The sequence below is a fragment of the Burkholderia sp. 4M9327F10 genome, from assembly GCF_005503145.1.
Classification (GTDB): domain Bacteria; phylum Pseudomonadota; class Gammaproteobacteria; order Burkholderiales; family Burkholderiaceae; genus Paraburkholderia.
In genome coordinates this window covers 1-15408 of the sequence record NZ_SCNV01000066.1, presented here as the reverse complement: position 1 = coordinate 15408, position 15408 = coordinate 1, and the positions used below count along the sequence as shown (strand labels likewise).

Genomic DNA, 15408 nt, shown 5'->3' with positions numbered 1-15408 from the left:
AGACACAGCCTCGTGCGTTAACTTCATCGCCCGCATCTGAGTTATCAGATGCGGGCGATGTGCTTTGAAGAGGGCTCCCGCGCAGGAAGTGATTCAGCTACCCGCCAAGGCAAGGGCCGTGAATCCTTCCTCGATAGACCCGGTATCCGCCGGCCGCACCACTCGCGCCACTTCGACGCCGTCGCGCAAAAAGATCAATGTCGGCCACAGCTTCACCTTGAAGGAACGGCCGAGCGGCCGTCCGGGCCCGTCCTCGATCTTCAGATGGCGCAGCCCGGCATGGCCTTCGAAGGCCCGGCCGATTAGCGGCTGTGCGCCCTTGCAGTAGCCGCACCAGTCTGTACCGAACTCAAGAATGGTTGCGCCTGCAAGCGCATCGACTTCGGTGCGGGTCGGCGAGGCGGCTGAATAGCCAGCGGGTGACGTCATTTCTACTCCGGGACCGGTGTGGGTGGTGGCACGCTTGAGCTGTACTGGAAGCACGGCGAGCGTGTCGCAAACACTTCAATGTAGCGGAAAACAGCGCCCCCGGCTGGCGTCGCTCCAGCCGGCGTGCACTGCGATGCGCCTTCGGGTGCTACGTGCTGGCCCGTTTGGGAAAGAGGATGCCTTCACGGATCGCACCGCCCGGCTTGACGCCGTCCCCCCAGGAGACATTCCAGCGAGGCTCCGTGGAGACGCCAAGCAGCGAGCGCAGTTCTTGCATCTTGCCGGGCATTACCGGGTCCAGCAGGTTGGAGACGTGGTACAGCGCTTCGACCAGCGTGTAGAGCACGGTATCGAGCCGCCCCGATGCGCCGGCATCTCTGGCGAGCGTCCATGGGGCGCTCGTCGCCACATAGACGTTGAGCTGCTTCACCAGCTCCATGACCTGCTCGGCGGCGCGGCCAATTTTCATTTCGTCGACCAGCGCCAGTACGACGGCCGGCAGCTCGGCCGCCCGTGCGATCAGCGCCAGCTCCGGCGCCGTGTAGGCGCTGGGCGCGGGGACGTGGGCGCCGCGGTATTTCACCACCATCGAAAGCGTGCGCGCTGCCAGGTTGCCCAGATCGTCGGCCAGATCGCGGTTCAGACGCTGCTCGATGACCGCTTCGCTGATGATTCCGTCAAAGCCGAAGCTGACCTCGCGCACGAGCGTATAGCGCAGCGCGTCGACGCCGTAGGTATCGGCCGCCGCCAGCGGATCGACACCGTTGCCGAGCGACTTGCTCATCTTGCGCCCATCGGCGCCCAGCAGATGTCCCGATACGTGCAGGCGCTTATAAGGCTCGATTCCCAGCGCGTGCGTCATGCTCAGCCAGAACAGCGTGTGCGTGCGCAGAATGTCCTTGCCGACGATATGCCGCGCCGTCGGCCAGTAGTGCGCAAACGCCGCCTGATCGGGATACCCCAGCGGCGACACATAGCTTAGCAACGCATCGAACCAGACATAGGTCACGTGCTTCGCGTCCCATGGAATCGGAATGCCCCATGCGAGCCGGTCCGCCGGGCGCGAGATGCTCAGGTCGCCTATCGGTTCTTCGAGCAGTTTGAGCACTTCGTTGCGGTACTGCGCAGGCTGAATCAGATCGGGCGTGTCCAGCAGCAGTTGCCTGATCCAGGCGCGGTGCGACTCCATGCGAAAGAAGTAGTTGGGTTCGCGCCGCACCACGGGCGGCTCCTTGTCCTCGGGGAGCTTGCCGTCGACCAGCTCCTTCTCCGTTACGAAGCGCTCCTGGCCGACCGAATAGAGGCCTTCATAGTCGGCCAGATAAATCTCACCGGCCTCGAACAGACGCGTCAGGCACGCCGCGACAACCCGCGCGTGCGCTGGCGCCGTGGTGCGGACGAAGTGATCCGGCTCGACCGCGAGACGCCGCCACGCCGCTTCGAAGCTCTGCGCGTGACGCTCCGCGAAGGCCCGCGGCGCTTCGCCGGCCTGCGCCGCGGCTTTGGCGATTTTCTCGCCGTGCTCGTCGGCGCCGGTGAGCAGCATCACCTGATGGCCGGCGGCCCGCAGATAGCGGGCCATGATGTCCGCATGCACGCTCGCGTAGGCATGGCCCATGTGCGGCCGGTCATTCACGTAGTAGATCGGGGTGGTGATGTATCGGTACGTCATTGCCGCTCCAAAAAAGAAAAGGGACGCCAGCGGCGTCCCTTTTTAGAGGCAAAAAAAGCCCTTAGCGCCTGGGGGGAGAACCTGCCAGGGGCATACGCATCGAGTGAGCGAGGGCTTGGATTGCTTGCATTTTCGTGAGGATGTGTCGGAAGACAAGGCGGCGGTTGGCGCCGCGGTTTTTGAATCGTGCCAGCAAAGCGGCGGCTTGTCCAGCGCACACTTCGGACCTGCACTCGGAGATAATGTCAGGACCGGCGCCGCTCTCCCAAGGCCGCCGCCGCCGCAAACGAGTTACCCGCAACGCCCGTCACTTAACCCGAGACTGACAAGGATCGCCCCGTATGGACCGCCTTCAGGCAATGGAAGTCTTCACCCGCGTGGTCGAGACCAACAGCTTTTCCAAGGCCGCAGAATTGCTCGACTTGCCGCGCGGCTCGGTGAGCAACCTGATTCAGGCGCTCGAAGAGCATGTCGGCGTGCGCCTGCTGAACCGGACCACGCGCCAGGTCAGCGTCACCGAAGACGGTGCGTTGTACTACGAACGTTGTGTCGGCATTCTCGCCGAGATATCGGATGCCGAGTCGTCGCTGTCGAACAAGCGGCAAACGCCTGCCGGCACGGTGCGCGTGGATACCTCCGGCACGCTGGCTAGAGCGCTGCTGTTGCCGGCGCTTGGCGATTTCTACCAGCAGTACCCGGAGATCGATGTGCGCCTCGGCCTCGCGGACCGCAACATCGACCTGATCCAGGACGGCGTGGATTGCGTGATCCGCATGGGCACGCCGGAAGAGTCGAGCCTGGTCGCCCGGCGCGTCGGCAACTCACGCATTACCACCTGTGCGTCGCCCGCCTATCTCGCCGCGCATGGCACACCCACGACGCTCGAAGAGCTCGAAGGACATCGCGCCGTCAACTATGTCTCGGCACGCAGCGGCAAGACTTTTCCGTTCGAGTTCGAAGTGAACGGGGAAGTGGTGAGGGTGTCGCTCGAAGGGGCGCTCGCCGTCAACGACGGCTCGGTCTACATTACCGCCGGCGTGCTGGGCTACGGCATCATCCAGCCCTCGCGTTTCATGGTCGCGGAGATGATCGAGCGCGGTGAACTGCAGGAAATCCTGACCGCTTACACGATCCCGTCGACCCCGTTGTCGATCCTCTACCCGCATCGGCGCATGAGTTCGCGGGTCCGCGCGTTTACCGAATGGTTCACTGAACTCGCCAAGCGTCATCCGGACCTTGGCCTCTAAACCGGCGCCGCAGTTCGGGTCATTTCCGCACCGCGGTGACGGCAGGTGGTCCAGACAATCTGCTTTCATCGCTTCGCGCGCACGGCAAGCATTGCAACAAGGGCAGCGCCAGATTCTTTACCAGCCGTTACAAAACTGAATTATTTTTCGCGCTGCGCTTCCTGCCCGGCTTCTAGAATTTCCCGCGTCTCTTCATCATCCTCACTTCAGGGAGAACGCATGATTCGCTTGCCGATTGCTTCGCTGATAGGCGCCTGCGCCACCGGTCTTCTGGTGGTTGCGTCGAGCGCTCACGCCCAGAGCGCACCCGCTGCACCAGACGAGATAAGACTGCACGGCCAGGATCAGGCTTTTATCACGGACGCGACCCGATCGGCGTCGACGCAGCACGAGGCCGCACGGCTGGCAACCTCGCGCTCCACCGATCGCGAAGTCAAGGCCTTTGCGGAGCATGTCGGTGCGGACAACGCCAGGCTCTCGGAAGCATTGCGCGCCGCGAGTCCGCGTGGTGTCGACGTGCCGGACAACGACCCGGATGTGGCCGTGCTCGACAGCATCAAGGATCTGCGCGGCGGCGATTTTGACAAGGCCTATATCGAGCAGGTCGCGCTCGGCGACGAGCAAAAGACCTTGTCCATCTTTCAGGCGGAGATTGCCTCAGGCCGCAATGGACAGTTGAAAGAGGCCGCGCGCCAGGCCCTGCCGACGGTGCAGGCGGATTACGCGCAGGCCCGGGAGCTGGCGCGCAGGAAGCATCTCGCCGAGTAATGGCGCAGGACGCGCCTTATGGACGAGCGCGAATTATTTTTCAAGAAAAATAATTCGCTTCGGCATGATTTTTTAAACTGGCTACTGGACTTGTCCGTTGATAAGACCGGGACCACGGCGAGGCGTGCGGCTAAGGCGCCTTCTGCCGCACCGCGTCGGCTGGCGCGCCGGACGAGACAGCGTGCGCAGCTTCGACGCTATCGACGCTCGCACGGATACGCCAGCCGTCGAACCACACCTGCAGGTTGCGGTACTTGCGCAGGTAGTGAAGCCCGACCAGCGCAGCGGCGAAGCCCGACGCGGCGCCTACGCCGAGCGCCCAGCGCGGGCCGAAATGATCGGCCACCCAGCCGACGATCGGCGCACCGAGCGGCGTGCCGCCCAATGCAATGGCGAGCAGGATTGCCACCACCCGGCCGCGCATGGCCGGCTCGGTGGACAGTTGCACGAGGCTATTGGTCGAGGTCGTGAAGGTCTGGGTGCAAATGCCGATGATGACCAGCGTGCCGCCGAACAGCACATAGTTCGGCATGCACGCGGCGAGCGTGCAGGCGCAGCCGAACAGGGCGGCGCTCACGAGCAGCAGCGCCAGCCGGGGCCGGGCACGCCGCGCGGCGAGCAGGGCGCCGGTCACCGAACCTGTCGCCATAGTCGAGCTCAGGAGTCCGTACTGACTCGCACCTGCATGAAATGCCGTGACCGACATGGTCGAGATGAAGATCGGAAAGTTAAGGCCAAACGTTCCGATCAGAAACAGCATCAGCAGCAGCGCGATCAGATCGGGCCGTTTGCCGACATAGCGAAAGCCGTCCACGAAACCGCCGCGGGTGCGCTGCGCCTTGAGCTTGTGGTGCAGTTCGTGGATGCGCAGCATCCGCAGCGAGCCCAGCACCGCGGCGAAAGAGGCCGCATTGAGCAGGAACACCCAGCCGGTGCCGACCGAGGCGATCAGCACGCCGGCTACCGCCGGGCCGATCATCCGGCCGGCGTTAAACGACGTGGAGTTGAGCGCCACCGCATTCGACAGGTCCTCTTCGCCGACCAGTTCCGCAACGAAGGTCTGTCGCGCGGGCGAGTCGAACGCGGTGACGCAGCCGAGCAGGAACGCAAACAGGTACACCTGCCACAACTGCACGAGCCCGGAGAGCGTCAGCACGCCGAGCCCGAGGGCGAGCGCGCCCATGGCCGCCTGGGTCACGAACAGCATCTTGCGGCGGTTGAAATGATCGGCCGCGAAGCCTGTCAGCGGCAGCAGGAGCATCATGGGGCCGAACTGCAGCGCCATCACGATGCCCACCGCCGTCGCGTTGCGGTGGGTCAGCTCGGTGAGCACCAGCCAGTCCTGGGCCGTGCGCTGCATCCAGGTCCCCACGTTGGAGACGAGGGCGCCGCTGGCCCAGACCCGGTAGTTGAAGCCGCTCAGCGAGCGGAAGGTGCCTCTCACCGGCTGGCCCGGGCCGCTCACGCGCGGGTCTGCCCGAGCAGGGCGACGATCTCCGCGGTGGTGCCGCTCTCGCCGAGACGCGGGAAAATCCGCGTAATCGAGTTGTGGTGCGCGTCGGCATTCAGGTCGGTCATGGCGTCGACGCCGAACGTGACGTTAAAGCCCAGTTCGCTCGCCTGGCGTGCCGTCGATTCGACGCCAATGCTGGTGGCCACGCCGACGATGACCACCTGGGTGACGCCGCGTCCCTTCAGATACTGCTCGAGGTCCGTGCCGGTGAAGGCGCCCCACGTGCGCTTGGTCACCAGATGGTCTTGCGGCTGCTGGTTCAGTTCGGCTACGAGATCGGTCCAGCCGTCCGGAAACGCGCCGCTGTGACGCGGCTGTTCGTTGCGGCCCGGTGCGACGCCGGCGACGTTGACGAGCACGACCGGCAACTGGTGCGCACGGAACGCGTCGAGCAGCACGCGGCTCTTCTGGACGACTTCGCCGGTCGAGTGCGCGGTGGGCAGTGCGACGATGCCGTTCTGCAGGTCGATGACGATCAGTGCGGTGTTCGGATCAAGGGTGGTGAGTGCCATGAAATGCTCCTTCGTGGGGGTGAGGGCAGCGGCGGCGCCGGTGTGGCGCCACCTGCGGCGGGGTTCGAATGGCGGCTGGCGCGCGGTGCCTGGGGTCCTTGCGCGCGGCAGCAGGGATCAGGTTTCGACGAGGCGTTTGAGCAGTTCGACAGCGCTTGCCAGTTGGGCCTGTTCCGCAGCGGCGAGCCTGGTGCGGATGGAGCGGAACAGCCAGTCTTCGTGCGCGGCGCGGCCATTCTTGATGGCTTCCGCGCAAGCCGGCGTGAGCGACAGCACGGTTTGCCGCCCGTCGTCGGGATCGGGTGCGCCGCTCACGAAGCCGGCCGCTTTCAGGGCAGAGACCGTTTCGCCCATCGATTGCGGGCGCATGCCCTCGGCGCGGGCGAGGGCGGTCACGGTGGCCGGTCCCTCGCTATCCAGGCGCGAGAGCACGCGGATCTGCGACCAGGTGAGGTCGCCCAGATGGGCCTGCTCGCGCAAGCGCCGCTTCAACTGGCCAATGACGACGCGCAAATCCCCGGCCAGCGCCAGCGCGCGCAGGGCTTCGGGGTCAGAGGGGGATTCGTTCATGTCCGCAGGATATGAAGGGAACCTGTGAAGGTTACCTTCATAGTGGCTCGCGCGTCAAGATCGGCGTCAATCCGAAGCTTGCGCGGCCTGCCTTACAGGACGGCGTCCAGGTTATCCGAGTCGGGCGCCATCCCGTCGCCATCCGGGTCGTTCGCAGTCGCGCCGGAGGCCTTGCGGCGGCGCGCCTCGAGCAGATCCTGGTAGCGCAGCCACGCGACGTGCTCGCCCGATTTGGCGGCATACATGGCGGCATCGGCGTTAAGCAGCAGCATCTCGGCCGAAGCGCCGTCGGCGGGATACTCGCTGATGCCGATACTCGCGCCGACCACCATCGGTTGTTCGTCGATCAACAGCACCTCGTTCAACGAATCGACGATGCCGGCGGCGATGCCCGGCGCCGCGCCGGTCGAGGCTGCGCCGCGAATCAGCACGATGAACTCGTCGCCGCCGAGCCGCGCGACCGTATCGCGCTCCGAGAGCACCAGTTGCAGGCGCCGTGCCACGCTGGCGAGCACCTGGTCGCCGACCGCATGGCCGAACTGGTCGTTGATCTGCTTGAAACGGTCGAGGTCGACGAACAGCACGGCAAGCCGCTCGCCGCTCGCGGCGGCCTCGTGAATCGCCGTCTCCAGCTTCTGGATAAACAGCATGCGGTTAGGCAGGCCGGTGAGCGCATCGTGGCTGGCGAGATGCACGAGTTCGTGCTGCTTGCTGTGCAGGGCGTCGAGCTGCGAGCGGATCTCGCGGCGCATCCGGTCGAAGCAGCGCGCCAGCACGCCGATCTCGTCGGTGCGTTTGAGCGGCAGCGCGCCCATCGTATGGTCTGCGAAGAAATAGGTGGCGGCGTGTGCGAGCATCTGCAGCGGCTGGGTCAGCGCGCGTGCAAACAGGATGGCGAGCAGGAAGGCCAAGACGCTCGACACCAGCACCATGCGGATAATCCGCTCGCCGAGCTGGTTCGCGCCGGCCAGTACCTCGTCAAGCGGCTTGGCGAGGCCAAGCACGATGAAGCGGTTGCCGTCGAGCGCGCCGAACGGCCGGCGGATAAAGGCAAGCACGTGGCCCGCCGCCTGCTGCGGGCGCACCAGGCCGTTCATCAGCACATCGCTCTTCGATTGCTCGAACAGGGGCCGCGTCGCCGGAAAACTGTCCTGCATGAAAACGCGCCGGCCGTGGTCGAAACCAAAGGTCTGTGAAGCGTCGGGATGAATCAGGAAGTCGCCCCACTCGTTGGCGAGATAGACCTGATAGTCGCGCGGCAGGTCCACCTGCAACAGCTTGAGCATGGCCGCGAGGTCGACGTCGATCACCACGACGCCGACCATGCTGCCGTTGTCCGCCACCACCGGCGTGCCGAGCCGCAGCGTGGGCTTGCCCTCGGCGGAATGCGCGCCATGCTCGTGATTGACTGCGATCGGCGAAATATAAATGCCGTGCGGCGGCAGCGCGAGCGTATCGAATACGTAGGCAAACTGACCTTTTTCCTGCAGGCGGCTCGTCTCGACGCGCACCGCGCTTTGGCCGTCGCGGTCGAAGCGGATCAGCTCCAGCCCATAGTGCTGACGCGTGATCAGACGGATTTGCAGATACTCGGGGTGATTCGCCATGAAGCTGCTGAACACCTTCGCGAGCCGCTCGCGTGCGGGGTCGGCGCCGGTGCCGTCGTCGAATTGCGTGACCCGGGCGGCCGACGGCAGCGTGGCGAGCACCTGCGCGTCCGCGGCCACGTCGTCGATCGACACCGAAAAGCGCTGGCCCAGCAGCTCAGTCGAGGTCAGCAGGTTCTGCTCGGCTTCGCTCACGAGCATCGTGCGGTTGGCGCGGTACGCGTAGTAGCCGGTCGCGCCGGAGGCGACCACGCCAATGCAGGCAAGCAGGACCGAGAGCTTGAAGGTCAGGCCCGGACGCATCATTTGAAGGTCTCCGGCCGGTCTCCCGAAACGATCTTGCTCCATAACGCTTCGCGCCGCTGAATGTTGTCCACCGGGCGGATCCAGATCAGGTGCGCGTCGAGATTGCTCTCCGGCGACGGGCTCAGCGTATTGGCGAGGCCCTGGCGCTGCGTCAGCAGGGCGCTGACGTCCGGCTCGAGCATGTAGTTGATCCATGCGAGCGCCAGCGGCGGGTTGGCGGCTGTGCTCGTCATTGCCCAGCAGTCGAGCCAGGCAAGCGCGCCTTCGTCGGGAATCACGTAGCCCACGTCCGCGCCGGCGCGGCGCAACTGCGCGAGCTGCTGGGTGCCGTAGTTGCCGAACATCAGCGCGGCCTTGTGATGGATAAAGAACGCCGTCGCCTCTTCAGGCAGGTTGTAGTAGGTGAGCAGATTGCGCCGCAGATCGATCAGCTTGAGCGCAATCTCACGGGTTTGCGCAGGGCTTAACTGAAACGGATCGGGATAGCCGAGTGCCAGCGCCGTGAACGAGAAGTTGTGCTGCGCGCTGTTGAAGTCGAGCACCTTGCCGCGATAGCGCGGATTCCATAGCTCCGCCATCGAACGCGGCGCCACCGCGATCTGCTTGCGATCGTAGATCAGCCCCATGGACGAATACGTGAACGGGATCGCGTAGACCTTGCCTTCTCCGGTGAGGCCGTCGATCGAGGTGCGCGCCTGAAAGCGCGGCAGTTGCCGCCGCGTGTTGGGCAACTGTTTGAGGTCGAGCGGCGCCAGCATGTGTTCGTGCCGATAGCGCTGGATTTCGGCGGTGTTGGCGGCGAGCACGTCGTACTGCGGAGCGGCGCCCGCATGCATCTTGTCCCAGAGCGCTTCGTCGGAATCGACCAGCGTCACTTCCACCGTGGCATGAAAGCGCGCTTCGAACGCTTTCACCACGTCGCCGTCGGCGTAGCCGGGCCAGGCCAGCACACGCAGGACGCTTTCGCTGGCTACCGCGGGCGCGGCCGGAAATAGCGACAAAAGCGCCAGAAACACCAATGAGGACAGCGACGTGCACGCAAGCAAAGCAAGCGCGGAAAGCTGTTGCAACGGTCTTCGCACATCGTATGCGCAATGGGTACGGCAGAACGGATTCGCCGGTGTCCTAACGGGTTGCGGCGTTCGTCGCCAGAGGAACGGGAGGCCCCAGCGCATGTAGTTGTTCCTTTTGCAAGCGTGTACAGAAGATCAACATCGCTCAGCATCATGCGCTCGAATTCGAGCAATTGCATGTCTTCGCTGCCAGGTCCTTCATCGTCCTGCTGGACGCGGCACATCAGACAGGCCTGCTGGCGAGGATTGATCGGTTGTTCGCGGTTTGCGAAGGTTAGTGCGCACGCCCGGCGTTGTCGCGATCTGCACCCGGCCAGACTGCATTTCGCTAAAAACGCGCGAGCGCGCCTCTCATATGCATAACGGCTGCGGCGACGAATATCTTGAGCCGTAATCGTTGGGGGAACCTTTCAAAAAATCACCGGCGAAGCGCAGACGTTCCGGCGTCTGACATTTAACACTTAACATTTGACGGTTCACGTCGCTTCACGCCGCTTCACGTTTAACGCACGCCGCAGCCATAAAAAAAGCGGCCCCTTGCGGGGCCGCCTGGATTCGCCGCGCCTGACGCTGCGCGAGCGAGTGCCGGTGCGTGGACTGGCTTAGGACGACATGACCGTCACGGACTTGGTCACCAGATACGCTTCCATGGCTTCCGGGCCGCCTTCTGAGCCGTAGCCCGAATCCTTGACGCCGCCAAACGGCATTTCCGGCGTCGGCGTGGCCGGCTGGTTGATCCACAGCATGCCGACTTCAAGATGCTGCGACAGCAGATGCACGTTGGCGAACGACTTCGTGAATGCGTAGCCGGCCAGACCGTACGGCAGGCGATTGGCTTCGGCGATCGCGTCTTCGAGCGAGTCGAAGCCGCGAATCGCCGCGACCGGACCGAACGGTTCGTTGTTGAACACATCGGCTTCGAGCGACACGTTGGTCAGCACGGTCGGCGCAAAGAAGTTGCCCTCTGTGCCGACCCGCTCGCCGCCGGTTGCGACCGTCGCGCCGGTGGCGCGGGCGTCGTCGAGCACCTTGGCCATGGCCGTCAGACGCCGCGCATTGGCGAGCGGCCCGAGTGTGGTGCCTTCGGCGAGACCGTCGCCGAGCTTGAGGCTCTCGGCGTGCTTGACGAGCGCCTGCGAGAACTCTTCGCGGATGCTGTTATGCACGAGAAAGCGCGTCGGCGAAATGCACACCTGGCCCGCGTTGCGGAACTTGGCGCCGCCGGCCGCCTTGACGGCGAGCGCGACGTCCGCGTCCGCCGCGACGATCACCGGCGCGTGGCCGCCCAGCTCCATGGTGGCGCGCTTCATGTGCGTGCCGGCCAGCGCGGCGAGCTGCTTGCCGACCGGCGTCGAGCCGGTGAAGGTGACCTTGCGGATGACCGGGTGCGGAATCAGGTAGCTGGAAATTTCGGCCGGGTCGCCGAACACGAGACCCACGGTGCCGGCCGGCACGCCGGCTTCGACAAAGGCCTGCAGCAGCGCGGCAGGCGATGCCGGGGTTTCTTCCGGCGCCTTGACGAGGAACGAGCAGCCGCTCGCGAGTGCGGCGCTCAGCTTGCGCACCACCTGGTTGACCGGGAAGTTCCACGGCGTGAAGGCGGCGACCGGGCCGATCGGCTCTTTCAGCACCAGTTGCTGGGCAGCCAGGTTGCGCGACGGCACCACTCGCCCGTAGACGCGGCGGCCTTCGTCTGCGAACCATTCGATGATGTCGGCGGCCGACAGCATTTCAACGCGCGCTTCGGCGAACGGCTTGCCTTGCTCCTGGGTCATCAGGCGGGCGATGTCCGAGGCGCGCTCGCGCACCAGCGCGGCGGCTTTGCGCATGGTGGTGGCGCGCTCGGCGGCGGGAATCTTGCGCCAGGCTTCGAAGCCCTTTTGTGCCGCGGCGAGGGCGCGATCCAGATCGGCGATGCCGGCGTGGGCCACCTTGCCGATCGGCTTGCCGGTGGCCGGGTTGAGGACTTCGAGGGTCTTGCCGCTGGCGGCGTCGCACCACTCGTTGTTGATCAGGAGACGGGTATCGGTATAGCTCGATGTGGCCATGCTGGGTTCCTCTGACGGTTGGGGCGAGCGGCCGCGAAACTGCGGGCGGCCGGGTGGGCTGCTGAGACAGCCATCTTAGCCGATTGCGCGCGGTCTCACAGGCGGCGCGGGAAGCGGGGAGGGATGACGGCGGATCTGGCGGCGGTGCGGCGGCGGCCGGGCGCCGGGCGGGCCGAAGTCGCCGGCTAAGCACGGCCCGCCGCCGGCTATGGCCCGCCGTTGGCTACGGCGCGGAGGCGGCGCCCTTGTGCCGGTTGGCGCAGTCGGCGGTGACGATCATGCTGGCCTGATCCGGCGTCAGCGTCTGGCCCTCAGGGCCGTAAATGCGCTCGATGATCGCGTCGACCGCCTGGCGGTCGGAGTCGTCCTTGTAGTAGGTTGCCGCCTGGGTCAGCGCCTGGGCCTTGGTCTTCTTGTGCATGCGCCACGAGGCCACCTGGCCGGCAATATCGCCAAGCGCAAAACACTGGTCGCTGACGGTCTGCGCTACCGCCTGTGCGGCCGGTTGCGCGAGGCACACCGCCAACGCTGCTGATACGACTACTCGCTTCATGTGACCTGATCCTGTCGTTGGAAGAGCGGCGCTCCGCAGGGCCTGGCCGGTGCGGAAGCGCAAAACGAAAGGCGGTAGTTTACCGGCAAGCGGGCGAAACCGGCATTCAACGCCGCAGGCCGGTGCTGCGCGGGTCTCACTTTTGTCCCGGGGTTTGTCCTTGAGCCTGTCCCTGCGCCGGTCCCTGAGTGCGGCCGCCGCCCAGCGCCTCCAGAAGCGGCCGCAGCGCATCGAGTTCCGCACCGAAGCCGCTCCAGTCGCCGGCCTTCAGCCGCTCGATGGCGCGCTCGTAGTGGGCCAGCGCGTCGCGGGCACGCGCGTCCGCTGTGCCTGCAGTCCCCACCGGCGCGGCGGCGAGCGGCGTGTTCCCGTTGAAGAGCGCCGCCAGCGCGCCGCCCAGGGTCTCGTCCATGACCACCCGGTCGCCATACGCCGCGATCACGCGCTTCAGCTCGGGCAACTGACCCGACTCCGCCCGCAGGTAAAGCGGCGAGACATACAGGAGCGAATTGTCGATCGGCACCACCAGCAGATGGCCGCGAATCACGCGGGAGCCCATCTGGTTCCACAGGGAGATCTGCTGCGAAATCTCCGTGTTCTGCTGAATGCGCGCCTCGATCTGGAACGGCCCGTAAACCAGCTTGTCCTTGGGGAACGTGTAGACAATCAGCTTGCCGTACTCGGGCGGGTCACAGCGCGCCGCCAGCCACGCGATCATGTTGTCGCGCTGGCTCGGCACCATGGGCAGCATCAGGACGAACTCCTCGTGCGGCTCGCCGGGCAGCCGCATGATCGTGTAGTACGGCGCCATCGGCGTGCCGGGGCTGCTGCCGCCATCGATGCCGACCAGCTCCCGTGGAAACTGCCAGAGGTCTTCGCGGTTGTAGAAGACTTCCGGCGCATCCATGTGGTACGCGCGATAAAGCTGCGCCTGGATCAGAAACAGGTCCTCGGGGTAGCGGATATGCTGCTGCAGATCCTGCGGCATGGCCGCCAGCGGTTTGAACAGACCCGGGAAGATACGCTGATAGGTCTGCACGACCGGGTCGCCCGGATCGCTGACATAGAGGTCCACTGTGCCGTTGTAGGCGTCGATCACCACCTTGACCGAGTTGCGGATATAGTTCGCGCCGCCGTCGGTGGCGGGTTGGGCGTAGGGGAACCAGCGGCTGGTCGTATAGGCGTCCTGCATCCAGAACAGGCGGCCGTTGCTCACCACCACATAAGGGTCGTGATCGAGCGTGAGGAATGGCGCGATCATGCGCACCCGGTCCTGAATGTTCCGGTGCAGCAGAATCCGGCTGCCGCTCGTGATGTAGCCGGTCAGCAGGATGTTCGGGTCGTCGAACTGCCAGGCGAACAGACTGCGGCGCGCGGTGCTGCCAATGGCGATGCCGTCGCGTCCGCTGTAGGTGGTATACACGTTGTCCTTGCCCTTCGGATAGTCGAATTCGGGCACGTTGCCCTTGACGATGACATAGCCATCACCGCCTTCGCCGAAGTAGAGGCGCGGCTCGCGAATCGCAGGGCCGCCGCTTGCAGCGGGCGGAATATCCTGCAGGTAGAAGGAGGGCAAGCCTTCGGCCGATTTTTCCGTGACCGGCGACATGACCACGCCGCTGCCGTGCGTGAAGAGCAGATGCAGGTTCACCCAGGTCTGGGCGTTGGCCGGCAGCATCGAGGAATCGAGTTCACGCGCCGAGAGCATCACCTGCCGGTAACCGCTGTCGAGGCGGTAGCGGTCGATGTCCACGGAGAGGAACTTGTAGTAAGTCCTGATCTCCTGCAACTGCGCGTAGGTATCCATCAGCGGCTGCACATCCCACAAACGGATGTTGTCGACGGTTGCGCGATTGGCGTCGAGCGAGGCGAGGTTCAATCCCTGCTCGGCCGGAAACGGCTTGACCGCAATCTGCGCGAGACCGTAGGCACTTCGCGTCAGCGCGATGTTGTGCCGGATATAAGGCGTCTCCAGTTGCAGTTCGCTCGGCTTGACATAGAGACGCTGGAACAGCGCAGGGTAGATGCCGGCCAGCAGGAACGAGCCGCCGAATACCAGCAGCGCCGAGGCGGCCGGAATCCGGTAGCCAGGCCGGCGCATGTTGAACCATGACGCGAGCGCTGCAACGGCGGCGAGTCCCGCGAGCACCCATAGCACCGGCAGCTCGACGTGGATGTCGGTATAGCTCGCTCCAACCACGACGCCGTTGTCGCCGTACAGGAGCAGAAAGCGCTCGAGCGTGTACGACCATGCCTTCACGACGAAGAACAGGCCGAGCAGCGCGCACGCATGCGCCGCGGCTGCGCGCGAGAGTCCGCGCGGCAAGCGCTCGAAGGTGAGGTCGCCGCGTATGCCGTAGACCGCGGCGGCGAGGATCGTGCTGCAGAAAAGCACCTGCCATAGCCAGTTCTTGAGCGCGAGACAGGCAGGCAGCGAGAACAGGTAAAAGCCGATGTCCTTGCCGAAGACAGGATCGCGCTGGCCGAACGGCACCTGATGCAGGTAGCGCAGCACCATGTCCCAATTGGAGGTCTCTCCGGCGGCGATCAGGAACCCCAGAACGAGTGCGCCTGCAGCGATGCTGGCGCGCCAGGGAATGCGCGGCGCAAGTTGCCCGGTCAGTGCGTTGATGAGGTCCGGCGGGCCCGGCGATTCAGCTGCTTCGACTTGCCAGCTGCCTGGCGGCGTCGCATAACGGTGCGCGACGAATCCGGAGACGGCAATGAGCGCCGCCGATGCGGCAAACACCGCGGCAAAGAGGAACACCTGGGTGGAAAGGACGGTCCAGAAAACGTTCGCATAGCCGATGGATGCAAACCACAGCCCATCGACTACGACGCCGCTGATGCGTCCCGCAACAGTCAGGACAGCGATGATTACCACGACCGCCGCGATCGCGATTCGTCTGAACCGCGCGGGGGATTTTTCTTGTGAACGCATCGACCCTCCATGGTTGGGTCGCCACTTGTGGTCGACCCGGATCGGGACTACTCACATGAATGATTGTATTCCGGGGCGCGAACGGACGCTGCGCGCGGGGCCGGATTCTGCGAGTGGAAGGTGCGTCGCGGTGAGGGCGAGGGAGGGGGGAGAGCGGAGAGCGGGAGAT

The 15408-nt window shown here is 65.0% G+C and carries 12 protein-coding genes; 2 read left to right on the top strand and 10 right to left on the bottom strand.

Annotation, left to right across the window (positions count from 1 at the left end):
- Positions 1 to 93: 93 nt before the first annotated feature.
- Together FFS45_RS35315 and FFS45_RS35310 are read right to left on the bottom strand one after the other, a co-directional pair.
- Entirely contained in the window at positions 94 to 429 is a 336-nt protein-coding gene (locus FFS45_RS35315) for a thioredoxin family protein (protein ID WP_137959266.1), read from the bottom strand.
- Between the two features lie 148 nt (positions 430 to 577).
- Positions 578 to 2101, bottom strand: coding sequence for a class I tRNA ligase family protein (locus FFS45_RS35310; RefSeq protein WP_137959265.1), 1524 nt, complete (start codon positions 2099 to 2101; stop codon positions 578 to 580).
- 341 nt (positions 2102 to 2442) lie between these two features.
- Between FFS45_RS35310 and FFS45_RS35305 the strand changes: the two genes are divergently transcribed.
- On the top strand, positions 2443 to 3348 hold the full coding sequence (locus FFS45_RS35305; RefSeq protein ID WP_137959264.1) for a LysR family transcriptional regulator: 906 nt from the start codon (positions 2443 to 2445) through the stop codon (positions 3346 to 3348).
- Positions 3349 to 3567: 219 nt separating this feature from the next.
- Complete coding sequence (locus FFS45_RS35300; protein ID WP_137959263.1) at positions 3568 to 4116, top strand: DUF4142 domain-containing protein; 549 nt, start codon at positions 3568 to 3570, stop codon at positions 4114 to 4116.
- Positions 4117 to 4246: 130 nt separating this feature from the next.
- On the opposite strand, the gene FFS45_RS35295 is transcribed toward FFS45_RS35300, so the two are convergent.
- From FFS45_RS35295 to FFS45_RS35260, 8 genes are all read right to left on the bottom strand, one after another.
- On the bottom strand, positions 4247 to 5560 hold the full coding sequence (locus tag FFS45_RS35295; protein ID WP_137959283.1) for an MFS transporter: 1314 nt from the start codon (positions 5558 to 5560) through the stop codon (positions 4247 to 4249).
- 17 nt (positions 5561 to 5577) lie between these two features.
- The gene (locus FFS45_RS35290) at positions 5578 to 6141 is read right to left on the bottom strand and encodes an isochorismatase family protein (RefSeq protein ID WP_137959262.1); all 564 of its coding nucleotides are present in this window, start codon (positions 6139 to 6141) and stop codon (positions 5578 to 5580) included.
- 117 nt (positions 6142 to 6258) lie between these two features.
- Positions 6259 to 6711, bottom strand: coding sequence for a MarR family transcriptional regulator (locus FFS45_RS35285; RefSeq protein ID WP_137959261.1), 453 nt, complete (start codon positions 6709 to 6711; stop codon positions 6259 to 6261).
- Between the two features lie 92 nt (positions 6712 to 6803).
- Positions 6804 to 8624 carry a sensor domain-containing diguanylate cyclase gene (locus tag FFS45_RS35280; protein WP_137959260.1) on the bottom strand — a complete coding sequence of 607 codons (1821 nt, stop codon included), beginning with the start codon at positions 8622 to 8624 and terminating at the stop codon, positions 6804 to 6806.
- Positions 8621 to 9799, bottom strand: a complete 1179-nt coding sequence (locus tag FFS45_RS35275) for an extracellular solute-binding protein (protein ID WP_137959259.1) — start codon at positions 9797 to 9799, stop codon at positions 8621 to 8623. Before FFS45_RS35275 ends, FFS45_RS35280 begins: the two co-directional genes overlap by 4 nt.
- 500 nt (positions 9800 to 10299) lie before the next feature.
- Positions 10300 to 11745, bottom strand: a complete 1446-nt coding sequence (locus FFS45_RS35270; protein WP_137959258.1) for an NAD-dependent succinate-semialdehyde dehydrogenase — start codon at positions 11743 to 11745, stop codon at positions 10300 to 10302.
- Positions 11746 to 11968: 223 nt separating this feature from the next.
- Complete coding sequence (locus tag FFS45_RS35265) at positions 11969 to 12298, bottom strand: hypothetical protein (RefSeq protein ID WP_137959257.1); 330 nt, start codon at positions 12296 to 12298, stop codon at positions 11969 to 11971.
- A 136-nt stretch (positions 12299 to 12434) separates the two neighbouring features.
- Positions 12435 to 15239, bottom strand: coding sequence for a UPF0182 family protein (locus tag FFS45_RS35260; RefSeq protein WP_137959256.1), 2805 nt, complete (start codon positions 15237 to 15239; stop codon positions 12435 to 12437).
- Positions 15240 to 15408: the final 169 nt, after the last annotated feature.